Origin of the sequence: uncultured Nostoc sp. (assembly GCF_937863485.1) — a bacterium.
Classification (GTDB): domain Bacteria; phylum Cyanobacteriota; class Cyanobacteriia; order Cyanobacteriales; family Nostocaceae; genus Nostoc.
Genome location: NZ_CALMFY010000164.1, coordinates 1 through 25,654, shown reverse-complemented (window position 1 = coordinate 25,654; position 25,654 = coordinate 1). Strand labels below are relative to the sequence as shown.

Below are 25,654 nucleotides of genomic sequence, written 5' to 3'. Positions count from 1 at the left end.
GACGGTTTTGCATAATAAAACCTCTTATATCATGTCCGCTTAATTACTTATTAAACCCCAAGAACCCCACCCCATTAAAGCGTAGCTGTCTCCCCAAGGCTCATTAATGGAGTTCAAAGACTCGTTAATGAGTATTAAAGACTCGTTAACGGAGTTCAGAGGTGGATTCATCCAGTTCAAAGACTCGTTAACGGAGTTCAGAGGTGGATTCATCCAGTTCAAAGACTCGTTAACAGAGTTCAAAGACTCATTCACGAGTATCAAAGACTCGTTAACGGAGTTTAGAGGTGGATTCATCCAGTTCAAAGACTCGTTAACGGAGTTCAAAGACTCATTCACGAGTATCAAAGACTCGTTGACGGAGTTCAGAGGTGGATTCATCCAGTTCAAAGACTCATTTTAATTTTAACTTTTCACTGCATCTGGAAAGTCAGAAAGTATCACAGACAACAAAACCTTTCTCAATCACCGCACTCAAGAAAACTTTTTGAGTTATTCAAGATTGATAGGATTGATTCAAACACTTGTGGAATCTGCTCTTCCTAAACAGACTGGACTTGAACAGACTGGACTTGCATAAATTACTATCAACAATTTTTGACTGACATCATGAACCGCTTTACCTCTATTTTGCTCGCAGGCTTGATAGCATCTGCATCAGCTTTGGGTATTTCTCCAAAAGCTGATGCTAATACACGAGTGGATTATCTTGCTGGGTTAGATAACTACGGCTATCAACACAACGATGATGGTTACTACGAACGTCAGAGTCGTCACCACAGAAATGATGATTATGAACGTGAGAACTATCTTCTCAACATTCGTGACAATAACTATCGCTATGAGCGCGAAAATTATCGCCGCCATGACCGCGATTATAACCGTCGCTATGAGCGCGAAAATAACTATCGCTATGAGCGCGAAAATAACCGCCGCCATGACCGCGATTATAATCGCCGCCATGACCGCGATTATAACCGTCGCTATGAGCGCGAAAATAACCGCCACTATGAGCGCTATAATAACATTCGCAACAATCGTGATAATAACAACCGCTATGAACACGAGCGCGACTGGGGTCGTGGTTAATCCCTCCACCTTCATTTATTAAGCTTGGTTCCAGGTGAACTGAGCATTGATTCTAATTGGCGGTAGGACAGACACAATCTCTTTTTCCACTCATTCCAATATCTGACTTTTCACTCTTATCTAGAAAACCTCGCTTCCATTCCCTAGTAACAAAGCTTGCTCAGGGATTAGGTTTAGCGTGAGTTTTTCTATATAGCAGTCCTAAATCATTCGTCAAAAGTTAGATCCCCGACTTCTTGGAGAAGTCGGGGATCTAGACACCGCGAATGACGTGAAAAGTCAGATTTTTATTAAATAAACAATTTACCCTCAGCCTAGAAGTCTCTTTCTTACTTACAAATTACGAACTTGTATTGAGCGTAGCCGAAATATTACGAATTACACCCTTGGGCGCAACAATTGCACGAAGGTATCACTCACAGTATGGTCTTTGGTATCGGCGGCGTATTGAACTAATTTTTCCTTCAGTTCTTTTGCAGCATCTAAAGGCAGTAAGTTTACTAACAAAAAGTACACACCCCGAAAACGAGAGTCGCCCATGTGGTCAATCAGGCGATTTTTAGCTTCATCCTTCTCGCCAAGAAAGTTGTGCACCAAAAAGAATTCCATAATCTTGTCGTGGCGGAAATACCATTCTCTCCTGGCTGCACCTTCTTCGTTTTGCCACTGACGGCTGACGACCATTTTATATTTCTCATCTTCTAAAGACTGGACTACCTGCTGAAATTTATCTCCAGGTAGCGCTTGTTCATCGTTCAGCCGCATTTGATAAACAGCATCGGAGAATTTTTTTAAGGGAAAGTTCGCGTAGCGTCTCCAAGAGTTGGGGCTGACTTCGTTGAGTCTGTCAATGCAGATATCTAAGGCACCACTGTAAATTAAATTCTTGAGAAAATCAGCATCTTGTGCTTGTCCGTGCAACTTTGCCTGAATTGCTTTAATTACCCCCTTGTCACACTTGCGGTTCCCAAGAGACTTTTTTCGCAACTACAGCAATTTGCTTTGCTAAGTCTTCCCGTAATCGTGCAAAATCTCGACTAGGTTCCCTGACTTGGGCAAATATTTTGAGAGTTTTAACACCTTGATCATGGCTTAATGAAGCAGGAATCGTTTTAGTCTCAGGAAAGCCCAGCTATGTAAGCAGTCTTTTCACATCATCACTGCCACCAGCCAGTAAATATGTCAAAGCAATAATCAAAGTGCGATCGCTTGTTTTATAATTGGATAGTTAGCTATTCAATCAAGCCGAGCCTTCGAGACAAAGCGATCGCTTCACTAATGAAGAAGAATTTTTCATAAAGCTAAGACTTTGCTTGTTTTAATATGTATCGATATCGAAGATAATAAAATTAAGCATCCCTGGCAGGCACGCAAATGACCGAGCTTTACGGAGGAACCGATCCTAGAGACATTCCCGCCTACTCCATTAGCGATGCCGCTCGTTATTTACGCATTCCAGCAGGCACAATTCGTTCTTGGACAGTTGGGCGACACTACCGGATTTCAAAAGGTTCCAACTTCTTCAAACCCCTTATCCCAATTCGTGATCTGAAACCACGACTCCTCTCATTTAACAACCTAGTTGAAGTTCATGTTTTAAGAGCAATTCGCAAAAATCACAAAATTGATCTAGGCAATGTACGAACTGCTCTTGATTTCATTGATGAGCGGTTTCAAACATCCCACCCGCTTGCTCGTGAGCGTTTTCTTACCGATGGTGTTGACCTGTTCATTGAGCGCTATGGCTCTCTCATTAATGCATCGAGAAGCGTGCAAACGCAGATGAAAGACGCTTTTAATGCTCATCTTGAGCGAATTGAACCCGACGACACAGGGCTTGCAATTAAACTGTATCCCTTTACTCGCTCTCACGAGGAAGATAGCCCTCGTGTTGTCGTCATTGATTCCCGAATCGCCTTTGGTCGCCTTGTTATTGCTGGAACAGGAATTACCACCAGCGTGTTAGCAGAACGCTATAAAGCAGGTGATTCAATTGACGATCTCGCTTATGATTATGACAGCGATCGCTTCAAGATCGAAGAAGCTATCCGGTGTGAACTACCTGCTATTGCATGATTCAACCCCAGTCCATTACTTTTTATAGATAGATGTCTAGGTAACAGACGCATTGTAGAAACGCTTCGGTCCGCAGGTGTCACTATAAAAATCCATGACGAACACTTTGACAAAGGCGCTCAAGATGTAGACTGGTTGCCACAGGTCGGCAAAATGGGCTGGGTTGTTTTGACCAAAGATGGCAAGATTAGCAACAACTTATTAGAAAGGATTGCCGTTGCACGCGCTCAGGTCAAGATGTTTATATTTGTTTCCCAAAGTTTATCAGGGGCAGATATGGCCGCAATTTTTCTCAAAGCAATTGTGCCGATGCAAGAATTTGTTCGGAAACATCCTGCTCCATTCATTGCGAAAATCTATCGTGATGCAAGTATTGCCCTATGGAAAGACAGCCAGGCGCTGTAGAAGAATTAGAACGGTTCTTTTAGATTGCGCGATCGCCTTTTTTGGATACTTAAGCGTCCAATCAAGTAGGCAGATAAGGGCGATCGCTTTTTAATTTGGTGTAGATGCTTAGGCATGGTTGAAGCCAATTCGTAATGGGCTACCTCCCGGCGAGTTGAACTGATCAACTCGCCACCCACATTAAAGTTCAATTAACTTGAAGCCCCAAGGTTTGAGAGCCGCTTCAGCTATTTCTGAATTTACACCTTCATAAGCCTCCCATTCCAACGGATGCTCTTTAGGATGTCCGTCGCCGACATTACCTGCAACTTTGATGATCGGACAGTTGGCGATGCGATCGCGCTCTAACCCTTTTGGCACTACTAATTCGATTTTGTGACCGACAAACTTCGCCGTACTTTCATTAGCTACAGATTCACGGATTAAACAAATATCACCAGCAGTCCCCCAAGTCGTTTGGTAGATGTGGAGGAACGATATATAAGTTTGTGGTTTGATGGATCTTTTTAGAACTTGCATTATCTGTAATCCTTACACTATGAGCGAAAAATCATATGAGTATTTTCTATCACCTTCGTAGGCAAGAATGTTTTTAACTCACATTTTGCACCTAGCCCAGGCGATTAGAAACCGCCTGGTGGAATAGATGTGAAGCTCAACAGGGCTATTTCATTCTCCGAAAAGCCCGCTTTAGAATGAATTCACCAGTTTAATAGCGAAAGTAGTCTTTAGACAACTGAGAAAAGGTTATATTCTGTTAAAACAGACTTTCCTCGTTCCTAGTTAGAGACTAGGCCTAAAATAGGGCTGTTGCCTCCCACACAAGCCGCAGCAGCCCAATGAGGTGCATTTCCTTCTTAGACCTAGAAACGAGATAACAAGCGATGCCTACGGTGGGCTATGCCTACGCTAGATGTGAAACTCAAAACACAATAATCGCCCACATACTAACTCCCAAAGCGATCGCTGCTAAGTGTTGCAAAAGGAGCGATCGCACTGGTTGCTTGGCAATCTTTTGCGTTAATAACATAGTCATCAACACTGAGAAAATTATCGTTGCACCTTGCAAAAAGGCAATTACAGCCGGGTGAGCAACCAATATTGGCAATTGTTCACCACTCAAACCAAGAGTAGCAAAAGTAACGGGTAAAATCCGCCCACCTTCACCTAAGCCCAAACGCAGATAGTGAGCCAAGTTTCCCCCCAAAACTAATGGTAGATAGCCATAGGCAAGTTCTACAAATGATCGAGGCTTCATCCAATTTTGGATTTTGGATTTTGGATTTTGGATGTTAGATTTTGCCGCTTCGATATAGTTCGCTAACCAGTAAGACATTTGTATCAGTTTGTAGGCCGCAAAGGTAAAAATCGCTGGGATAATTAACACTAGCAGCGATAATCCGAAGTGCTGCCAAAACTGAGTTAAATCCAGTTGTAACCCCAACCAAGATTGCAATTCTGGCAAGCGATGCAGATATATCCCACCCAACAACAAATACAATAATGCTACTTCATAGGTGCGGGGTACATGAGTTGTCCACAGTTCAATTCCAGGGGGACGCAAGTTGAACTCAACGGAACGATGAGGACAGGCTTTCAGGCAAGTCATGCACAGGACGCAATCTCTGTTATCTTCTAACTGCGCTGGGTGTGAGTATAAAGGACATCCATTGGTTTCCATCCCTTCGCCCTTTTGCGGGCCACCTTTATAGCACTGATACGTGGTACAACTGGCAGAACAAATACCTTGCTGTGCCCGGAGTTCCGTCATTGAAAGTTTGGCAAATAAACCATTCATCCCGCCAATGGGACAGAGATACCGACACCAAAACCGCCGCTCAAAAAGAGCAGAGAAAATCATTGCCCCAGCGGTAATTAACAGCAGCAAACAAGCGCTAAGATAGGCGGTATTTTCTAAATGCCAGAGTTCTTCCCATAAGAAAATTAGGGAGAACAAACCAAACATAAACCATCCGCCCCATTTCTCAGCTTCCTGTCTGGGCCAACGCTTGAGTTTTCGAGGCCACAGCCATAGAGATAACTTTTGGGTAATTTCTCCGTAAATCATGAAGGGACAAACAGAACACCAGATACGTCCCAAAAAGGGAAAGAGAAATAAGAAGAAAGGCCACCACCAAGCCCAAAAGAAATTTAATACGAAATTGCGATCGCGGGTTTGCGGGCCAATAAATAACACTGCAACAATAATCGCAAAAGCGGTTGCAGTGAAACCATAGTTAACCCGATCGGGCCACCAGGGACTACGTAAAAACCGCCGTAAACGCGGATAGGCATTTAAAAGATTCACCCGAAATCGTTTTTTCTTAGTTTCGGCTGGCCAGAAAATTTCTTCTGTTAATTCATTCGCACCCTCCGCTTGCACGATCGCCCTTTCTACCAGATTTTTCAATTCCTTGAGGTTACCAGGAAAATCATAGGACTGGAGGCGACGCAAAGCTTCTGGGGTAATATGCGGTTTCGGAACGCCTCTAGCTCGAATGTAGAGACTAGTATAATATTCAACCTGTGCCTGAACATCGGTTTTCCGCACCCGGAGCGGTGGTACTTTAATAACGTGACCAACAGAACGTTCAATTGTCGGCTGAGTTTTTTCTGAAACAATCAGAATTCTGGCTGTACTGGGGCGAGGTTCAGGTGCTGGTTCTCCCGAACGAGCCACGGGGGTATATGTGCCAGTTTTGAGCAACTGCGTCACCGGAGGTAATAATTCTTCGGGCAATTCTTGGATGTTGTTGAGAACTAGAGTCCCTTCTCCCAACCATTCCAACAGTCCTGGTTTACCGCCTGCGCGACCGAATAAATCTGCACCGCTCGTTTGGAGAATACCACAATTTACTTTAATAATTGGTTCTCGCCGTTTTGGAGAACCAAAGTGGATGAGAGCTGCTATATTGTCTTTTTCTAACCCCGGTTCTCCAAAAATATCCACTGATTTGCGGTCAGCAGCCGATAAACGAATTTGCTCCCGCAGCCGCACAGCATAACGACTTGTACCGATAATTCCGCGTTGTGCTTTGGTGACTAAATATGGTCGCAAAGCTACTGATCGTTCTTGTTCATAACCAAGTGCAGATGTCACTTGAGCTAATTCTTGAGCCAATTGGCGGGAAAAAGCCAGAGCAATTTCGGGGTATTGGGTGACTAATTCCCGAAATTTAGCAGCAGGTACAACCCACAAACGACATTCAGTTACCGTAGTAATTGTGAATGGAGTTACTTCATCCAACAGCAATTCTTGGAGTTCAATCACTGCTCCGGGGAGGAATCCACAGGCTAAGGCTGGGTTGGTTTGATTGGTGCTATTGCTTTCGAGTTGACCTTCTACAAGAATATAAAGGGCTTCTGAAGGAGTGCCTTCGCTAACTAAGTCAGTTTCGGCACTTACTACTTGTTCTTCAATTACTTGAGCGATCGCATTTAACACTTCAGGCGAGAGAATTCCTAAACTCGTCCGTTCTTGTAGCCATGTAACCGTTTCTGGAGATGTCATATTAATTTCTCCGTGTAGGCTGCTGTATAAGAAGAATTATCTCTTGAAAGCTGGGTCAAATTATCTGTGTGTGGCGATGCATGACAAGTTATCTCATTTCCGTCCATATACCCATGATTCCGTGTTGGAGTATGGCACCGCCACCGCCTTAGTGAAGTTGTTATGTGAGAATGTGTTTGTGATTCGTATTAAATATCTGATTCTTGCAGCCATCAAGCGACCCTACCCGTCAAAACTTCACCTAAAATTGGAAACTCAATTGATTTTTTTATAGCTATTTTTGACTTTTTTTTCTTTTGTGCTTGCTTGTTGAAAGAGTGTGGATATTCTCAAACTACTATAGACAAAGAATTTTTCTATTTATATACAAAGGCTAGAAATGAAAATACGGTTATAAAAGCGACATTTTGATACTAACTATAAGGTTTTCGTACATTAAAGAAAGCTGTATATTTGCGCTGTAAGAATAAACAAAAAATAAAAAATGATTGACTTTAGCCTCACTCAAGAACAGCAGATGTTGCAGTCACTTGCGCGTGACTTTGCTCAAAACAAAATTGGCCCTATTGTTCAGATAATTGAAGAGTCTAACAATCTAGAGATGGAACCTTGGGATTTCTGCAAACAGGTGTTTTATAAAGGAGCTGAATTGGGATTCACATCCTTGATGGTTCCAAAAGAGCTAGGAGGTGTGGGTGGAAACTGCATAGACTTGGCTGTAGTGTTAGAAGAAATAGGCGCTGTTGATGTCAGCATTGCTTGTAGTTACTTTAATCTCACCGCAGCGATGTCGCTGTTTGTCAGCAGAGTTGCAACCCAAGAACAGCAAGAACGAATACTATCTTTTGTCAAATCAGGAAAACCACATCTATTCAGTGCCGCAGAGAGTGAATCTAATGTCGCCACCTCCGATTTGTTCTGCCCACTCCCAGATCCCAATATTGGGATGAAGACCTTTGCAGCACGCGAGGGCAATGGATACATCCTCAATGGAACAAAATCCTCGTTAGTCACAAATGCTGGAATTGCGGATGCCTACTTCATCATTGCCCGTACAGCGATGGATAAACCATTGCGCGAAAGTTTGTCTATCTTTTATGTTCCAACAGATACACCTGGGATTAAGTTTGGCAAAAAGACACAGATGATTGGTTGGAAAGCCTCGCATCATGCTGAGATTTGCCTGGATAACGTCCTAGTCCCTGCACAAAATCTGATTGGACAAGAAGGGGAAGCAGGAAAACTACTGATGTTGGTTCCAGAAGTAGCTATTGGGCTGGCAGCTTCTTATGTTGGTTTGGCTCGTGCTGCTTATGAGTATGCTTTGAATTATGCTAAGCAAAGAGTTAGTTGGGGTCGTCCGATTATCGAACATCAGGCAGTGGCTTTAAAATTAGCAGATATGATGATTAACACCCAGGCTGCACGACTGGTAGTATGGGATGCTGCCCGTACAGCAGAAACTTCTCCCCAACTTGCCGCCACAGTCAAAGCACCAGCCGCCAAGACTTTTGCAGTGGATGTTGCAATCAAAAACGCACAAACAGCAGTTGAAATTCTTGGGGGCTATGGAGTGACAAAAGAGTGTTTGGCTGGCAAGTTTCTTGCTGATGCAACTATCGGGTATTCCTGTGACTTTACGCGAGAAGTCTTGCGTCTGGGGATTGTGAATTTTTTGTAATGGATTGAGGAGTAGCTAGTTAGGGACTTCCAAATAAAAAAATGTCCCAAAACTGACGCAAAAACCCTCTCTATTTCTCCTCTCTCTGTGTTCTCCGTGTCTCTGTGGTTCGTTTATTTGGATAATTTATTTCTTGGAAGTCCCTTACTTCCAATAGCGGGCGTGCCAGGACGATATCTCATACCAAGTTGCCCCTTCTGTTTAATCCTGACTGATTTTTCCCCTCTTGGCAAAAAACTGGGATGCTCCCACCTGTGTTCTATCCAATTAAAAACTGTTGTAACTTGGCACTAATCACGTGCAGCTATTGCATACTAATATCGGGGAATTGATCGGGAGAAATTATGGCAATTTATCTAGACTCGGCGATCGCATCTGAAGCTGAAGTTGTTAAGCTTTGGGGATGGGTGAAAGGCATTACAACAAATCCCACGTTGTTGGCTCAAAGCGATATCCCACCAGAAACTACACTCAAAAAATTGGTTGCCTTGACGAATGGCCCATTATACTATCAACTTGTGGCATCTGATAAAGTTGGGATGCTAGCTGAAGGTAGAAAAGCTTTCGAGATTATTGGTTCGCAAACAATTTTAAAGATTCCTGCAACACCGTTAGGTTTTGAAGTGGTGGCGAGTCTATCACCAGAGATTACCTGTTCAGTGACAGCGATTTACAGTGCAGCACAGGCAGCAGTAGCACGGGAAGCAGGTGCTAAAATTGCCATAGCTTATGTAAATCGCGCTACGCGGTTGTTAGGTGATGGTATTGCCTTAATACGGGATATGGCTAGCGTCCTCAAAGGTAGTGATACGGAAATCTTGGCAGCTAGTATCAAATCTCCCGAAGAAGCAGCCGCCTCATTGCAAGCTGGGGCGGATCATTTGACTTTACCATTGGCAATGTTGCAGGCGATCGCTACTCATGAATTTTCACAAAAAACTGTTGAAGAATTTGCTAAAGGAGGTATCGGATTAACGATTTAAATATTGTGTAGTAACGACAATTTGGGCATTAACAGCCAGCTATGTTTATAAATTTAGTCCTACTTTCTTGAATCTTGAATCACTGAATTTACGATGTTTAAATTTTGGATAATGGAATTAAAGATTCTTTTATTCCATTATTTAATGCATGTTTGAGACTTGCGAATTTAAACGCGAGAATAATTCTATTATCCAAAATTAATTGAATTTTCAAGTGACTTGATTGCTGGGGTCAATCCAAAATCTAAAATCTAAAATCCAAAATGGTATGAGTCTGTCAGATATCCCGAATCTCTGGGTTCCTTTAGCACTTTTAGGTTTAATTGTCCTAGCTGCTATATTTTTTAGTCGCAGTTAATCTGTGACAACTCCAAGATTGAATTACTACCTTCGCAGTGCAAAATTAGCTAATTCCTCTACTTCTCTTTCTCTATGTTCTTTGTCTTGAAAAGTTGCGATCGCTTTCCCTTGAGTCCTCTTAAAAATCTCACCGTTCGTGTTTTGTAAAAAAAAGAGAGAAACGGCGTTTGTGTCGGGCTTGCAGACTCATACTGAGCAACACACAGGCAAATATGGCGGTTGAAAGCAGCACTACACTGGCTCCAGAGGCGATATCGAGGTAGTAGCTGAGGTAAATCCCCACAAAGGAAATTGCGGCTCCTAGAATGCCAGAAATAATCATCAGATAACCAAAGCGATCGCTCACTAATCGGGCAATTGATGCTGGAATTACCACTGCTGAAATAATTAGTGTTACTCCCAACACATTCAGTGTTGCCACCAGTAAAGTTGCCAACATCAAAGCAAATAAAGTATCCATTGCAAAAACGGGTACACCGTGAACCTGAGCAACTTCTCGGTCAAAACACCAAAACAGCAATGGGCGATAAAACAAGAAAACAAGACTCAGTAAGACTATCGTCACACCAGTCACCACCCACAAATCATTAGGGGAAACCCCCAATACATTGCCAAACAAAGCGGCTTCAAAGTTTTGACTAAACTTCCGATAGCTACTGATCACAGCTACTCCCAAAGCAAAGCTAGCAGTTGTCACAATCCCAATCGCTGCATCCGAGTAGACTTTGCGTCCAGTCAAATATTGAATCAACAGGGCAGCTGCAAAACCCCAAATACCAGAGCCAATGTAAAAATTCAAGCCCAGTACATAACTCAGCACAGCTCCACCCAAAATCGCATGAGATAAACCGTGGGCAATGTAACTCATCCTGCGAGTTGTAATATAAACTCCCATAATGCCGCATAATAGCCCCGCCATCATGCCTACTAAAATCGCACGGCTAAAAAATTCATAATGAAAGGGTGTAAGTAAAAAATCCATATAAACTATTTAGAATTGCTGAATTTGAGAATGAATTAGTTTTTTTCTTTGGCTCCTGGAGCCTGAGATTTTGATCCTGTCAATCAGCAACGCTAAGTATTTATCTTAAGCAGACTTCGAGTCAGATCGCCGTAGTGCGTGGGGTAAATTATCTTGCATTTGATGGCGTAGAGAAGTACCGCCACTAGCGATTAAGATTCGGTCTTGTTGGTAGAAAACCACCATTTCTCCACCAAAAGTCTGCTCAAGGTTGGCGGGAGTGAAGACATCAATCGGTTGACCTTGGCTGATTAAACCGTGGTTGAAACAAACTACCCAAGGCAAATGAGTAGCTACTGAGTTGAGGTCATGGGTGGAGAGGATAATTGTCAAACCTTGCTGATTCAAATCAGCTAATAGGTGCAAAAGTTCGTGTTGAACGTGCAAGTCTGAACTACTGGTAGGTTCATCTAAAAGAACGATTTCCGGCTCTCCTACTAAAGCACGGGCAATGAAAACCCTTTGCTGTTGACCACCGGATAGATTACCGATAGGTTGATGGGCAACATGGGCAACGCCGACGCGTTCTAGGAGTTCGCTGGCTACTTGGCGATCGCGTTTTGAAGACCAAGGCAGCATTTTCTGTTTTTGGTAACGCCCCATCATTACCACTTCCAAAGCCGTGACTGGAAAAGTCCAATCTACTGTTTCCACTTGTGGCACATAGCCCACCAAAGGCGGTGCTAATCCAGGCTTTAAGCGCTTTCCTCGAAACCAAATCTCTCCAGTCCAAGGAATCACCAACCCTAAAATCGCTCTAATTAAAGTACTTTTACCACTGCCAGAAGGCCCTACTAAGCCGGTCAGTTGACCAGGGTAAAGCGTCAAATTAACACCCGTAAAAACTGGCTGGGTTTGGTAGCCACAAGTCAAATTTCTAACTTCAAGTATCGGTTCCATGCACTTATTTTCTCAATGCTACTTAGTTGCTGTTGGACCGACGACATTTGCAGTATTCAAGTTTTTCACCAAATCAGAATTTCCTCCCAAGCTAGAGCCGATAATCCGCATATTGTTAGCCATCATGCCAATATAAGTATGCTCAGGATTAGTATTTTCAATTGCATTGGCTGACCCCTTACCTGGTAACTCGTCATCGGCGGTATTAGCGGTTTTTACATTTGCTTCGCGGGCAATTTGTTCTTCTACTTTGCTAGGGTAAACCTCAGAACCAAAAATTGCTGGGACACCTACTTTCCGAACTTGGTCAATAAGCTTTGCTACATCTTTAGCAGAAGGTTCTTTGAAATCTGAAGGTTGGATTGCACCAATCACTTGAAAACCATACTCTCTAGCCCAATAGGCCCAAGAATCGTGGTAGGTCAAAAGTTTACGGTTTTTAGCGGGAATACTGGCGACGATTTCCCGTGTTGCTTTGTCTAGGGCTTCAAGGCGTTGTAAATAATTTTTCAGATTGGTAGCGTAGTAATCTTTGCCAGCAGGGTCTAAAGTGGTTAATTGTTCGGCGGCTAGTTTGGCATAAGCCTCAGCATACTTAGGGTTTACCCACAGATGAGGATTGGGATCACCTTTTTCTTTCGGAAAGCTGAAGTCGAAAAGCCATTGGTCTTGGGTAATAGTTTTACTGCCTAGTTCAAAGATTTTAGTTTCTTTGGGCTTGGAGGCGATCGCTAGTTTTTCGGTTGGGGATTCTAAATGCAACCCATTGGCGATGATCAGATTAGCTTTGGATAGTAGATCGGCATCGCTAGGACGAGGCTCAAAGGTGTGAGAGTCGGTTCCTTCTGGAATAATGCCTTTAACTTCTAGGCGATCGCCTGCAATGTTGCTGACAATATTTGTTAAAGGAGCAACTGTCGTTACAACTAAAAGCTTACTTTGTGTCTTTTGCTCTCCTACTGGAACTGGAGTGGTTGTTACTTTAGGGCTGGGAGACACCGCCGTATTCTGAGGCGGACTGCAAGCTACTACCATAAAGCTGAGTGCCAATAGCAATCCAGAGAGGGTCTTCATTACACTCAAGCCTTCTAAAATTCAAGGGTCAGCCTTTTATTAAAACTCTACCCAGTATAAAGATGCAATGCCCCCATAGAGTATTTTCGCAGTAAAATATTTAAATTTTTTTTACCAACTGATATCATCTCCGGCAAATTACTTATAATAGATGATTGCGAATGCTACGTTAACGCTGAAAGTGGCTTCCTGTTGGGGAGCATCCCAAATGTGCAAAAACCTTGATCGCCCTCATCCCCTAACCCCTTCTCCCAAACATGGGAGAAGGGGAACTAAAGTCATTTTCCCCCTCTCCCATGTTTGGGAGAGGGGCTGGGGGTGAGGGAAAAGAGTTAAGCAAAATTGGGATGCTCCCGCTTCCCATAGGGTAGTAGAATGTTCGCAAAGCCGCTACTTGATACGATAAAGTTCAGAGTGTCACAACTTACTCTCAAGTAAACAGAAAAGGAGTGCGGACATGGGAAAAGGGAGGTTAGAAGCATTCAGCGATGGGGTGATTGCCATCATCATCACTATTATGGTGCTGGAAATCAAAGTGCCGCATGGGTTCGATTTAGCCGCGCTGCGTCCGCTGATCCCAGTATTTCTCAGTTATGTACTGAGTTTTATTTATATCGGCATTTACTGGAACAATCACCATCATCTATTACAGGCAGTCCGGCACGTTAATGGGCGTATCCTTTGGGCTAACCTGCATTTGCTGTTTTGGTTGTCGTTAATCCCTTTCGTTACTGGCTGGATGGGCGAGAATAACTTTGCCGCCATGCCAGTTGCCCTTTATGGTACGGTATTATTCTTGGCTGCGATCGCTTACTTCATCCTTACCCGCACCCTCATTTTGCACCACGGTAGGGATTCTGCTCTAGCGATCGCAGTCGGTGGAGACTTCAAGGGAAAAATATCGGTGGTGTTCTATGCTTTGGCAATTCCACTTGCTTTTGTGAATTCATGGTTTGCTTGTGCATTGTACGTTTTAGTTGCGATCATATGGTTTATCCCCGACCGACGTATTGAGAAGACTCTCACTTCCTAGAGGAGGATATTATTTTATCTTTCCTTTATAGGACTTACGCAATAACTCTCTGAAACCTTATTCCTTTGTGTCCTTTGCGTCCTTTGCGGTTCGTTTTTTCATGATTTTGCGTAAGTCCTGCTTTAGTTAGCTGATTTGAGCAAATCTGCATCTGTTGTTGTGGATGTCCCTAATTCTGCTCGTTACCGTTTAGGAGAAACTTATAATCTGTCTATCTATATAGCCTTTTGTACAAAGCTTCAGGTTTAACACTACAGGTGGCGAGATGCTCTCAAAGCCCTTCCGACAACTAGCGATCGCTTATTAAGCTGGGGCAATGATATCACAGTTGATATCATTTCTCACTCAAGGAAGGCGATCGCTTAATTTGGCTGTAATCTAGCCAATACCCAATTCTTTCAACTTAGTCTGCTCGTCGGAAATCTCCCAAGCAACCCACTTAGACGAATTTTCATAAATGCTTGAACCTGATTGAAAATTCTGCGATCGGGAAAATGCTCACCAGATTTATTCCTATATTTTGCCCCAATTGGCACGTTTACTCCTAAATATGTATGGGGTTAACTAATCACATACAAGTGCAATACCGAAATACAAAAAATATCAAAACTGCAAAACCAGTCGCCGCATAAAACACGCTACTAATTCCGCCAAAACCAAAGGCATAGCCCATCAACAATGGCCCTAATGTTTGCCCTAATCCATAAAATGTCCCGTTTACTGATATAATCGTCGCCAAATATTCTCTTGGTGCTAAATCTGCTAACAGGGTTTGGATACTAGGAAAACCAATGCCAAGTCCAATGCCAAAAATTGTACTAGGAATTAATAATAACCAGATATTTGACACAGAGGGAACTATTAACATAGCTAAAGCATAAAAAATATAAGATGCACTAATTAAATTTGTGGCGGGAAATCTTCTAGCTAATCTACCTAATTGGGAAGCTGTAATAGTAATTGCTATAGAAACACTAGAAAGTAGTAATCCAATAATGGTAGACGGCGCTTTGAAGGTATCGTTAATTAGCTGTGGTAAATAAGTAACGTAAGCGCCATAAAGGAAAACGAAGTTAGCAGCACTGGCAATAAAAAGTCCAAATAGCCGACGATTTTTCAGAACTTTTACTGCATTGCTCAAATACTCTTTGAGGTTGCGATCGCCTTTTGGTTCTAGATTTTTAAGTGCAAATAATACCAAAAACCCAAGAGGAATCGCTAAGATGGGTAGCATGAAGGGATAATACCAGCCCATTGTTGCTAATGCGCCACCTATTATTGGATAACTTGATGTGCCAACGCTGCTGATACTGGCATTGTAACCCATTGCAGTACTACGTCTGTCTCCTGTGTAAAAATCGCCGATTAAGGTGATACTGAGAGAAAGCAAAGAAGCAGCACCAATTCCTTGCAGCAAACGCAACCATAGCAATAAATTAAAATCACGAGCAAAGGCGCAAGCTGTACCAGCTATGCCAAATATAAACAGTGAAGGAACGATAATTATCTTTCTGCCCCATCTATCAGCAAGGACACCAATAATCGGCCCTAAAATCAGAGATGGTAATGTAAATGCTGTAATCAATAAACCCAAATTTTTCGGGTTGATATTTAAGTCTTTTGCTAACTTTGGAAAAGCCGGAGTTACGCTAGAAACTCCGATAACAGCAATTAGTACAACTGCACAAATAATCTGAAAGTTTATCTCTAGATAAACTGGCCTGTGTCGTTCAAATTGGCTGTTATCTTCTGGTGAATTCATGATACTACCCTGTGTATAAATAATCGAGAACATGAAGCGTCTATAACGCAATACGCTTGGGTTAGCGCCAAAAAGCTTTCAGGACTTACGGAAAAACTCTCTGAAACTCTTATTCCTACCCTGCGGGAAGCCGCTGCTGCGTCTATGTGTCCTTTGCGCCCTTTGTGGTTCGTTTTTCTTAATTTTTGGGTAAATCCTGCTCTTAACCCAAGCGTATCGGTCTATAACGCACCATCCTAATACTTTCGGTGCGTACTCTCTGGAGTAAAACACCCTACGAAATTTGCTCTTTATTAAATCCGTGTTCCTGTGCAGCGTTTATTCTTTGTAAACCAGTGTAAATATTGAACCGTTCTCCACGCAGGAATCCAATTAAGGTAATCCCAAATTCCTTGGCGACAGACACCGCTAAACTACTGGGAGCAGAAACAGAACAGACAATGGGAACTCCAGCAGTTGTAGACTTTTGTAAAATCTCAAAACTAGAGCGGCCGCTGACAAGGACAATACAATTATTTAAAGGCAAATCGTCACTGAGCAAAGCTGTACCGATCAATTTATCCAAAGCATTGTGTCGCCCAACGTCCTCCCGCAGGTTTAACAGTTGTCCTTGAAGATCGAAGGTAGCCGCAGCGTGTAAACCCCCTGTAGCAGTGAAGATACCTTGAGCAGCCCGCAGCTTGTCTGGTAGGCTGTAGATGATCTCAGGTGTTACCGTTGGGCCAGGAGGAATCACTGGACATCCGCGCAGACGCAAAGCCTCAAGGCTAGCTTTACCACACACCCCACAGGCGCTACTAGTGTAGAAATGACGCTCCAAAGGCTGTAAGTCTGGAATCAATCCATCCCGCAATTCGACATTTACGATGTTATGCCGCTGCTCACCATCTACTAATTCATCTACGCAGTAGCTAATTCGTCGAATATCTTCCCTGCGGCTAACGACTCCTTCACTGTAGAGAAAACCAGCAGCTAGTTCAAAATCTGCCCCTGGTGTCCGCATGGTTACAGCTACTGTCTTCTGGAAAGGGGCAAGACGAATTTCTAAAGGTTCCTCAGTAGTGAGATGATCTAAACGAGACCGTACTTGACCTTTTTCCATTACCCAAACAGTGGCTTTAGTTTTGCTTTTAGTTGACGTCATATTTATCAGAGTTGGTGAATTGAAATTTTGATACTAATCTGGAAACAGAGTAATGCTATTTGTATATCAGATGTCAGGTTGATGCTCATCAACTACTTTGTGCCGTTGAGCTAGATCAGCTAGGTTTCTGTTTAGGAAGTAAAATGAACCTAAAATTTTTGGCTTTCAGCAAAATTTTATTTGCAATAGTCTTTGTAATTTCCCTTAGTTTTACAGGATACCTAGTAGGGAATAACATTAATCAGAGAGTAATTGGAAAATCTCTTGCTAAACATGTCATATCTACCTCCACCGTAGGAAAAAGTTCTCAACTACAGACACTTTTAAATGAGATAGTTGTAGAACAGAAAATCCCTGGTGCAGTAATGTATATTACTACACCTAAAGGTTCTTGGTTGGGAGCATCTGGTGTCAATAACTTGTCAACTAAAACTCGGATGAAACCCACAGATGGTTTTGCCATTGCCAGTATGAGTAAAACTTTTCTGGCAGTGGTTGTGCTGAAATTAGTGGAGCAAGGGAAGATACAATTAAATCGGGCGATCGCAACCTACCTACCAAGAGATATCACTCCTCATATTATCAACAGCGACAAAATTACAGTTCGTCAACTGCTCAACCACACCAGTGGTGTTGCTGAATACCTAGACACAAAAAAGTTTATTCAAGCTACTGCGAAAAGAAGCCGCTCACAGCCTTGGACAGCTAGAGAAGCTATTCAATATATGTACCAAGAACAACCGCAGGCAAATCCGGGAGAAAAATTTATTTATACTGATTGTAACTACATTCTTTTGGAACTGATTGTTGAAAATATAACTAGGGGAACTCTTGCACAAGCAATCCGCAGTCAGATTTTAAAACCATTAGGATTGAAACATACCTTCACGGAATTGCGCGAACCGACAATTGGAGAAGTAGCTACAGGTTATGGCGATCGCAATAAGGATGGTAAGCTAGATAGCTACGCCAAAGTTAATGATGGGAATGGTTTAGGAGATGGTGGGTTGGTTTCAACAGCAGAGGATTTAGCCAAGTTCGCTAAAGCGTTATTTGTCAAAAAAACCTTACTTTCCTCGAACATGATCAAAGAAATGCTGAAATTTAAAGATAATGGCGAAGGCTATAGCTATGGGTTAGGTGTAGAACGGTTTTCATCTCCTTTAGCAAAAGCAATTGGGCATAGTGGTACAGCCTATGGCTTCGTAACATTGCTTGCATATCTCCCCAATCAAAATACCACCATAATAGTGCTACTAAACAATCAGAATGTTGATATTAAATCAGTAGCTAGGACAGGTCTAGAGGTTGTCGAGAATAAATGATTCTAATTTATAATTATGCTTGTAGGACTGGCATTATAAATTTTCTGGGTCAATGTTCAGTTCTCGCAATTTGGCTGCTAGGCGTTCAGCCCGTTGTCGTTCTTGTTCGGCGCGTTGTTTTTCTTGTTCAGCCCGTTGTTTTTCTTGTTCGGCGCGTTGTTTTTCTTGTTCAGCCCGTTGTCGTTCTTGTTGGGCGACTTCTTCAGGTGTGGGAATTAGATTTCCTTCCGCAGTGAAATAGCGCAATTTATGTTCATAAACACCCAAGTACAAATTTAACTGCTGACTCCACAGCCATCCTTGAGGATTAGGTTCTATCGGTTCATAAGTACCGCCAATCAAGATAAAGCCAGCAAATTCTAAATTATTGGGATCGAACCAAAAATATTCTGGTGTGCGAAAGATATCTTGAAAAATTTGTTTTTTCAAACCCTTGTCAGTTGCCGCTGTAGAATCCGAGAGAAACTCTACAATTATGTTGGGATATTTCCCGTCTTCTTCCCAAACAACCCAACTTTTACGAACTTTGCGTTCACATCCCAGCACTACAAAAAAATCTGGCCCCCGGAATTCTTCTGACCTCCGCTGGCGTTGACTGTAGTAAATTGTGAGATTACCCGCAGCGTAAAAGTCATTGCGGTTTCGCCACCACAATTCCAAAGATTGTAATAGCAGAATTATTTGGCGTAGATGTAATTCACTTATCCATTGGTGGTTCGTCACTATATAAATCCCCTAGAGGAAATATTACATCATTTGGGAATTCAAAATCTTTGGCGGCGGACATGGCTGCAAGTTTTAGGGTGATATGGATGATATAAACTTACCGTAGCAGTAGTTTAAGTTTTAATATCTAGGTTTGTTTTTCCAGACGCACGATCGCATTATAATCAGCAACTCCTTCAACTGATCGGCTAAAAGAGATGAAAACTTTTCCCTGCACAGACACACTATTGACAGTTTTTCCAGAGGCGCGATCGCATTATAATCAGGAACCCCTTCAAGCGATCGCTCACTTTTAAATTCTAAGTATTATCACTGCTATTTGCTCATTTGAAAAGTAGCTTCTCAAATTGGGGTCATGTCTGGATATAACCAAAACCCTTACAGTCACAAACATTACGTTACTTACAGCTATTTTTAGGTAAATAGACTACGCCCTACGCGCACAGCAATGCTGTGCCCTTAGACAGATGTGGTTTAAATACATGAAACCTGTTGTAAAGTATTAGCTTTTATCTTTGCTTTTGTATACATTGAAGCAGGCATTTTTGTAACTAGCAATTTGAGTTATCTTTATCTGTCTTATGTAGTGAGTCCTATTCATACCCTAAGTAGGATTATCCATCTTCATTCGTTTGTTAAGTTATATAAAGGTACTGAAAGCAAGTTTTTTCAGTAAGTAACTCAGGAAATTCAGAATAGTTTAATTTAGTTGGAGTTGATTATGACTTACACAGCTGATGAAAAAACAAAACCCGCTTTAGAAAGTTTTAAACACTTTGATGTAGATACTCAGCTAGGCCTACTTTGGTTCGGTTACCTGGATATTAAAGAGCAGCTACAGCCGGCACCTCCTGAAAGGATAGAAGTTCCTGCTAAAACAGTGTTTGACCTATTTCTGGACTTGTCTCCTGAAGAGCAACTGCAAGCGCAACGCGACATTATTAAAGGTGCAGCTAACAATATCAGCCAATCCTATAATGCTCTAAGTGCCAATTCCAGATTAGACGTTTGGTTGCTGCTGGCACAAGGAATAGAGAATGGAACCATCATTCCAGTGCCATCTGACTATCAACCACCTGCTGAAACGGATGAATTTGTCGCATTGATCAAAAATCTAGAGTTTGAGGAGCGGATTAATTTCCTGCTGACTCTGGTGCAAGAATTGGGTTAGTCAAGTCCAAGAACTCTCAATAGCTTTCTAGAATTGAGGATAACTGAAAGTAGCAAATTAAGCTAGACTTAGCTGTTTTTACTCTACTTTTATAGTCGTTAACTTAAAACTACCGCAGAGATGCTCATCTTTGCGGTAGGCTTTATGCAAGTTAATGGATATACTGTTGGGAGTGTTAAAGCTGAAAAAATGAGACTTAATTCAAATTTTTTCTAACTGCACGATCGCATTATAATCAGGAACTCCTTCAAGCGATCGCTTACTTTTATCTAGTAGCACATTCCCTTCTGGCCAATGGACTTGCAAGTTTCCTGACTGAATTGGCGCAATATAGACTTGACAGAACAACTCGCCTAAATCATTCTTAAGAATGACGCGATCGCTATCTTTTAAACCCAACTGGGCCGCATCAGCAGCATTCATTAGCACCGCCTCTCGCATTGCCCCAGTAATTGCATCTTTGCGTTCCTGCACCATACTATTAAATTGTTTGCCTCGGCGCGTTGCTAATAAGAAATAACCTTCTGGTAATTCTCTTTGGCGTGGCAATAATACCCCAAAGTGTGCCTTCCCATCTGCTGTAGGGAAATTCCAACCAAAGCACAAATGTGACCCGCCATACTGAAACTGGTCACCAGCCTGCTGTAAATGTTGAATACCAGCATATAGTGGGACAACTTGAGCAATTTCTTGACGGATAGCAGCTGTGTCAGCAAAAGCCAGCTTATCTGCCAAATCTGGTTTTACCCGCCTTGCCAATTCTAAAAACACTTCCCACTCTGGACGCGCTTCCCCGATGCGCGGCCCCGGAATTTCTGGACTGAAAATTACCCGGCGTTCGGTGTTAGTTTCTGTTACTCCCCCTGGTATTTCGTAGCGAGTCGTCGCAGGTAGAAGCACCACAGTATCAGCAGGTTCCACCAACATTTGGCTGGAGAGAATAATATCCATATGTACCCGCAACGGTATTTGCTTCAACGCCGCTTCCACATAATCCGGTTCTGGCAGCACTTCTAGGAAATTTCCGCCCACGGAAAACAACACATCTAATTGCCCTTGATGTGCGGCGTTAATCATTTCTGGAGCAATTAAACCTTTACTTGCTGGCACTTCAAAGCCCCAATGCTGACTCAATTGGGCAGCATTTTCTAGGGTAATAGGTTTACCACCAGGAAATACTGTGGCGTAACATCCCATCTCTGCACCACCCTGTACCCCAGAGTGACCCCGAATTGGCATTAAACCGCAGCCTTCCCGACCGACAAAACCTTTGGTGAGGGCTAAGTTGATGATACTTCGCACATTATCTTCGCCGCATTCATGCTGGGTAATGCCCATACTCCAAACGAATACGGCTTTATTCGCTTCTTTGACCATTTTGGCAAAGGCGTACATTTCTTCGCGGGATGTGCCAGAAAGCCGCTCTAATTCTTCCCAAGATTGGCTTTCTAACGATGCTTTGAGTTCGGCAAAGCCATCTGTGTACAAATCAATAAATGACTCGTCTACCCAGTTGTTAGCAATTATATGTTTGATTGTACCATTTAAAAATGCTATATCCCCGCCCATGTTGATTAAGAAGAAGTCTTCGGCAAACTTTGTACCGAAAACGGCACTTTCCACAATTGAGGGCACCCAGTAGCGCTCCATTCCTGGCTCACGGTAAGTGTTAATGACTACAATTTTTGTGCCAGCTTTCTTGGCGTTATGGAGATATTTGACGGTAACAGGCTGATTATTGGCAACGTTGGAGCCAATGAAGACTAATAAATCAGTACCAATCCAGTCTTTATAAGAACAGGTGGTAGCCCCTGCACCCAGAGCAGCTTTCAGTCCCGCCGTGCTGGGAGAATGACAAATCCGGGCAGCGTTATCAACATTATTACTTCCCATTGCCCGCACAGCTTTTTGGGTGGCATAATAAGTTTCGTTGACAGTACCGCGACTGGTAATATAGAAACTGAGACGGTCTGGTGTAGTAGCGCGGATGCGATCGCTAATTACCCCTAAAGCTTCATCCCAGCTAACACGGCGAAAGCCTTTTTCTCCTCGTTGACGAATCATCGGGTAAGGAAGCCGTCCCAAGTCTCGTAATTGGGCACTTTTTTGCTTTTGTAACTCCGAGACATCTGCCACTAGCATAGGGTCAAAAGCTGGCATAGTATTCATTCGCAACAGCCGCAACCGGACATTGCAGAGATGGATGCCATCTAAAGTCCAATCTTTCATCCCGGTTGTTCCGAGAGCGCAACCATCGCAGACACCTTTATCGAGAATATTCCACGCATAGGGTAGTTTGTCACGAGATAGCCAGATTGCCCGAAAAACCTCCCAATAGTTGTTGGGGTATTGTTCGCCAATCCCGAAAGGCTTCCAACTTGCCCAGTGCTGGGGTGTCCAATATTTCTTGGGTTTCGGCAACATGACGCAAAGAGAGTGAGTGAGGAAAGTGACTCTTCTAGGCTAGCGTTTTAAGTAGCATTTAAGTAGCATGACTTTAAAAATCTGGGTACTTGCCGCCAAGGGAAAAGACTACACTGCTCACCGTGCTGGCTCCTTCTGACTCCTTTCCATCCAGAATTTGAGTTGTATTAAAATCTCTTGACAAATAACGATTATTTTCTATAATATACATTGCACACGTGTGCAATACTTTATAAGCTCAGATAAAAAATGAATAAACGAAGAATTTCAATTGAAGATATTGCTCGTAGAGCAGGCGTTTCTCATTCCACAGTTTCACGCGCTTTGCGAGATAACGCTCTAATTAGCCCTAAGGTGCGAGAGGAAATTAAGCAACTGGCGCAGGAAATGAACTATGTGCCGAATGCTATTGCTCAAAGCTTGCAAAATAAACGCACTAATACCATTGGTGTAGTAGTAACTTCAATCGCAGATCCCTTTTTCGCGGAGGTAGTAGAGGGAATCGAGAAGATAGCCAGACCAGCAGGCTTAAGTGTTTTGTTAAGTGCTTCACACCGAGATTTTGAGCAGGAAATAGCAGCTATTGATAGTTTTCATCGCCGCCGAGTGGATGGGATATTAGTAGCCGACTCACGAATTAGTAAACAGCATACCAAACAATTAACACAAATTGCTGTGCCAACAGTTCTGATTAATAGCCAGACGGAAGATCAATCTGAAATATTTCACTCAGTGGCAATAGACGATCGCTTAGGTGCTAGATTAGCCACAGAGCATCTAATAAGTCTTGGACATACCGCTATTGGTTATCTGGGTGTAAGCGATCGCAGCAGGTCGAACCAGCAGCGCCTGGAAGGATATCGAATGGCTCTTGCTGAAGCGGGTCTACCACAAAATACTGATTGGGTTGCAATTAGTGATGAATATGATCAAAGAACAAGCGATGTTACTACTGGACAACAGATGCTATCTAAACTATTGACTGCTGAGGTAACAGGCATCTTTTGTTACAACGATATGGTGGCGGTTGGCGCTTTGTTAACCTGCCAAGAACTAGGTATTTTAGTACCGCGAAGTTTAAGCCTGGTCGGATTTGATGGTATTGCTCTGGGGCGTTACGTTACGCCGACACTCACAACAGTTAGTCAGCCAATGTTAGAAATTGGTGGCATAGCCATGCAAATGTTACTCGATTTATTAGAAGAAAAAACTGTGGAAAACCGCGTTTTATCTCCTTTTCTAGTACAGCGTGGTAGTAGTGCGCTATTGATAAAGTAATCTTAAACCGTGTTTATCTGGAAAACTGTAGTTTTTTTGTAATTCAGAGGAAAGCTGATCTTCAAGCCACAACCGAAAATATCCTCTTCTTAAAAACTCTAGGTTTCAAAATGGACAGAGTTTAATTTGAAAAAATTGGCAACTCTTACTCTCTGCGTCTGGGCGGGAAGCAAATTTATATTTTCACTCAGCAATACTAAAAATTTTAACCAAACAAAAATTATGTTACAGCTATTTTCAAGTAAATAGACCACGCAGTAGGGGCGCAAGGCCTTGCGCCCCTACGACAGATGTGGTTCAAATACTTGAATTCTGCTGTAAGCAACAGATACTTCGAAGTCATGTTGAAGTACTTCGAAGTCATGTTGAAGTACTTCAAAGTCGTGTTGAGGTACTTCAAAGTCGTGTTGAGGTACTTCAAAGTCGTGTTGGAGTACTTCAAACTTTGTCGCACCGCGAATCAAGTATACAGGTTGACTTTTAAAACAGTCGCTACAATTATCCTTAACCCAAGCGTATTGGCCTTTAAGCTGTTCCAAAAATGAATTATCTAAAGGTTCGATATCATCCTCGAAAGCCAAGTCGCAGGTGAAAATTTCACGAGAGGGTCTGCACTCATCTAAAAAAACCAAGTATCTATTGTTTAAACCGCGTCCACCTTGAAAACTGTAGTTCTTTCCGTATGAAAAGAAAAAACCCTCATCCCCCAGCCCCTTCTCCCAAATTTGGGAGAAGGGGAGCCGGAAAGAAGTCCCTCTCCCTACTGGGAGAGGGATTTAGGGTGAGGGCAAAAACTACGGTTCTCAACATAGATGAGGTTTAAATTAAATTTATTCTTATATTTTCACTTTTAATTTTAATTAGTTTAACTATTAATAATCTGTTCCACCGTAACAGAAATATCTGGAAATGCCAGCGGTTGAATTGTTCCCGCAGTTAATGTTAGTTTTGTTGCATACTCTCCGTCTAATATTTCTCGAAACACCACTAAATGTAGCTTTTTAAGATTAACAACCCAATACTCTAAAATACCTGCTTCTGCATAGATTTTGCTTTTTCTCTCTAAATCTTTTTCTAAACTGGAGTTAGCATACTCAATTAACCAAAAAATATTTTCTGGATAGGGATGATGCTCTCGATACTCGCGTCCTAAACGTTGGACAATGGCAATATCTGGTTCTGGTTCCGAGTCGTTGGGTAAGGTGATAGGCTTGGCTTGACGTATTTTGGCGCGTTCAGCCAATAACTTTGCTAGATACTCACCAGATTCATCACTACAATAAGCATGGGGTTCCCCTTCCGGCGACATTTCAACAATTTCTCCCTTAAGTAGTTCAACTTTGCGATCGCTCAAAATGCCAGCATCAATCATCCGGTGATATTCGTCAATCGTCCACTTAGCAACAATAACAGTCATGACGATTGATTCCTCCCAATAATTATTGATATTTTCCTATCTTAAACGTACTTCAAAGGAAGCCACGCCGCTAGCGCGTCTGTGCCCATGTAGCCCAGACTTACCTGATCAAAGCTAAATTGTTGCAATCATGGCGATGCCTGCGGCGGGCTACGCCTACACATTTGTTATTTCGACGAACTCATTTGTTATTTCGGCGAACTCATTTGTTATTTCGGCGAACTCATTTGTTATTTCGGTGAACTCATTTGTTATTTCGGCGAACTCATTTGTT

The 25,654-nt window shown here is 42.5% G+C and carries 21 protein-coding genes and 1 pseudogene; 10 read left to right on the top strand and 12 right to left on the bottom strand.

Going from position 1 to position 25,654, the window contains the following annotated elements; translation table 11 throughout:
- Positions 1-609 precede the first annotated feature (609 nt).
- Complete coding sequence (locus Q0541_RS21335; RefSeq protein ID WP_298914875.1) at positions 610-1,089, top strand: hypothetical protein; 480 nt, start codon at positions 610-612, stop codon at positions 1,087-1,089.
- 378 nt (positions 1,090-1,467) lie between these two features.
- Here Q0541_RS21335 and Q0541_RS21330 read toward each other — a convergent pair whose 3' ends face one another.
- The gene (locus tag Q0541_RS21330) at positions 1,468-2,076 is read right to left on the bottom strand and encodes a hypothetical protein (RefSeq protein ID WP_366941909.1); all 609 of its coding nucleotides are present in this window, start codon (positions 2,074-2,076) and stop codon (positions 1,468-1,470) included.
- A gap of 387 nt (positions 2,077-2,463) precedes the next feature.
- On the opposite strand from Q0541_RS21330, the gene Q0541_RS21325 reads away from it, so the two are divergent.
- Together Q0541_RS21325 and Q0541_RS21320 are read left to right on the top strand one after the other, a co-directional pair.
- The gene (locus Q0541_RS21325; protein ID WP_298914871.1) at positions 2,464-3,165 is read left to right on the top strand and encodes a DUF433 domain-containing protein; all 702 of its coding nucleotides are present in this window, start codon (positions 2,464-2,466) and stop codon (positions 3,163-3,165) included.
- Positions 3,166-3,189: 24 nt separating this feature from the next.
- Complete coding sequence (locus Q0541_RS21320; protein ID WP_366941910.1) at positions 3,190-3,570, top strand: hypothetical protein; 381 nt, start codon at positions 3,190-3,192, stop codon at positions 3,568-3,570.
- 5 nt (positions 3,571-3,575) lie between these two features.
- Here the strand turns inward: Q0541_RS21320 and Q0541_RS21315 are convergent, their stop codons facing one another.
- From Q0541_RS21315 to Q0541_RS21305, 3 genes are all read right to left on the bottom strand, one after another.
- Positions 3,576-3,761, bottom strand: coding sequence for a hypothetical protein (locus tag Q0541_RS21315; protein WP_298914868.1), 186 nt, complete (start codon positions 3,759-3,761; stop codon positions 3,576-3,578).
- Complete coding sequence (locus tag Q0541_RS21310; RefSeq protein WP_298914865.1) at positions 3,751-4,089, bottom strand: hypothetical protein; 339 nt, start codon at positions 4,087-4,089, stop codon at positions 3,751-3,753. Before Q0541_RS21310 ends, Q0541_RS21315 begins: the two co-directional genes overlap by 11 nt.
- Before the next feature lie 403 nt (positions 4,090-4,492).
- Positions 4,493-7,081: a cyclic nucleotide-binding domain-containing protein gene (locus Q0541_RS21305; RefSeq protein ID WP_298914861.1), complete on the bottom strand. Its 2,589-nt coding sequence runs from the start codon at positions 7,079-7,081 to the stop codon at positions 4,493-4,495.
- A gap of 43 nt (positions 7,082-7,124) precedes the next feature.
- Between Q0541_RS21305 and Q0541_RS21300 the strand changes: the two genes are divergently transcribed.
- The 3 genes from Q0541_RS21300 (at position 7,125) to Q0541_RS21290 (ending at position 9,745) form a co-directional block, all read left to right on the top strand.
- Positions 7,125-7,355 carry a hypothetical protein gene (locus Q0541_RS21300; protein WP_298914858.1) on the top strand — a complete coding sequence of 77 codons (231 nt, stop codon included), beginning with the start codon at positions 7,125-7,127 and terminating at the stop codon, positions 7,353-7,355.
- Positions 7,356-7,565: 210 nt separating this feature from the next.
- Positions 7,566-8,762: an acyl-CoA dehydrogenase family protein gene (locus Q0541_RS21295; protein WP_298914854.1), complete on the top strand. Its 1,197-nt coding sequence runs from the start codon at positions 7,566-7,568 to the stop codon at positions 8,760-8,762.
- Between the two features lie 344 nt (positions 8,763-9,106).
- Complete coding sequence (locus Q0541_RS21290) at positions 9,107-9,745, top strand: transaldolase family protein (protein WP_298914851.1); 639 nt, start codon at positions 9,107-9,109, stop codon at positions 9,743-9,745.
- Positions 9,746-10,232: 487 nt separating this feature from the next.
- Here Q0541_RS21290 and Q0541_RS21285 read toward each other — a convergent pair whose 3' ends face one another.
- From Q0541_RS21285 to Q0541_RS21275, 3 genes are all read right to left on the bottom strand, one after another.
- Entirely contained in the window at positions 10,233-11,087 is an 855-nt protein-coding gene (locus tag Q0541_RS21285; protein ID WP_298914848.1) for a metal ABC transporter permease, read from the bottom strand.
- A 105-nt stretch (positions 11,088-11,192) separates the two neighbouring features.
- The gene (locus tag Q0541_RS21280) at positions 11,193-12,026 is read right to left on the bottom strand and encodes a metal ABC transporter ATP-binding protein (protein ID WP_298914845.1); all 834 of its coding nucleotides are present in this window, start codon (positions 12,024-12,026) and stop codon (positions 11,193-11,195) included.
- Between the two features lie 18 nt (positions 12,027-12,044).
- A complete protein-coding gene (locus Q0541_RS21275; protein ID WP_298914842.1) occupies positions 12,045-13,100 on the bottom strand; it encodes a metal ABC transporter substrate-binding protein in 1,056 nt (351 codons plus the stop codon).
- Positions 13,101-13,557: 457 nt separating this feature from the next.
- On the opposite strand from Q0541_RS21275, the gene Q0541_RS21270 reads away from it, so the two are divergent.
- Positions 13,558-14,133, top strand: a complete 576-nt coding sequence (locus tag Q0541_RS21270; protein ID WP_298914838.1) for a TMEM175 family protein — start codon at positions 13,558-13,560, stop codon at positions 14,131-14,133.
- 568 nt (positions 14,134-14,701) lie between these two features.
- Here Q0541_RS21270 and Q0541_RS21265 read toward each other — a convergent pair.
- Both Q0541_RS21265 and fdhD read right to left on the bottom strand, forming a co-directional pair.
- On the bottom strand, positions 14,702-15,895 hold the full coding sequence (locus tag Q0541_RS21265) for an MFS transporter (RefSeq protein WP_298914835.1): 1,194 nt from the start codon (positions 15,893-15,895) through the stop codon (positions 14,702-14,704).
- Between the two features lie 274 nt (positions 15,896-16,169).
- A complete protein-coding gene (fdhD, locus tag Q0541_RS21260; RefSeq protein ID WP_298914833.1) occupies positions 16,170-17,039 on the bottom strand; it encodes a formate dehydrogenase accessory sulfurtransferase FdhD in 870 nt (289 codons plus the stop codon).
- A gap of 143 nt (positions 17,040-17,182) precedes the next feature.
- Between fdhD and Q0541_RS21255 the strand changes: the two genes are divergently transcribed.
- The gene (locus Q0541_RS21255; RefSeq protein WP_298914830.1) at positions 17,183-18,364 is read left to right on the top strand and encodes a serine hydrolase; all 1,182 of its coding nucleotides are present in this window, start codon (positions 17,183-17,185) and stop codon (positions 18,362-18,364) included.
- Between the two features lie 33 nt (positions 18,365-18,397).
- On the opposite strand, the pseudogene Q0541_RS21250 reads toward Q0541_RS21255, so the two are convergent.
- A pseudogene (locus tag Q0541_RS21250) lies at positions 18,398-19,151 on the bottom strand (Uma2 family endonuclease).
- A 660-nt stretch (positions 19,152-19,811) separates the two neighbouring features.
- On the opposite strand from Q0541_RS21250, the gene Q0541_RS21245 reads away from it, so the two are divergent.
- Positions 19,812-20,261 carry an orange carotenoid protein N-terminal domain-containing protein gene (locus Q0541_RS21245; protein ID WP_298914827.1) on the top strand — a complete coding sequence of 150 codons (450 nt, stop codon included), beginning with the start codon at positions 19,812-19,814 and terminating at the stop codon, positions 20,259-20,261.
- Between the two features lie 201 nt (positions 20,262-20,462).
- Here the strand turns inward: Q0541_RS21245 and Q0541_RS21240 are convergent, their stop codons facing one another.
- Entirely contained in the window at positions 20,463-22,685 is a 2,223-nt protein-coding gene (locus tag Q0541_RS21240; protein ID WP_298914825.1) for an FdhF/YdeP family oxidoreductase, read from the bottom strand.
- Positions 22,686-22,934: 249 nt separating this feature from the next.
- On the opposite strand from Q0541_RS21240, the gene Q0541_RS21235 reads away from it, so the two are divergent.
- Positions 22,935-23,963: a LacI family DNA-binding transcriptional regulator gene (locus Q0541_RS21235; protein WP_298914822.1), complete on the top strand. Its 1,029-nt coding sequence runs from the start codon at positions 22,935-22,937 to the stop codon at positions 23,961-23,963.
- A gap of 865 nt (positions 23,964-24,828) precedes the next feature.
- On the opposite strand, the gene Q0541_RS21230 is transcribed toward Q0541_RS21235, so the two are convergent.
- On the bottom strand, positions 24,829-25,380 hold the full coding sequence (locus Q0541_RS21230; RefSeq protein ID WP_298914819.1) for a Uma2 family endonuclease: 552 nt from the start codon (positions 25,378-25,380) through the stop codon (positions 24,829-24,831).
- Positions 25,381-25,654 lie beyond the last annotated feature (274 nt).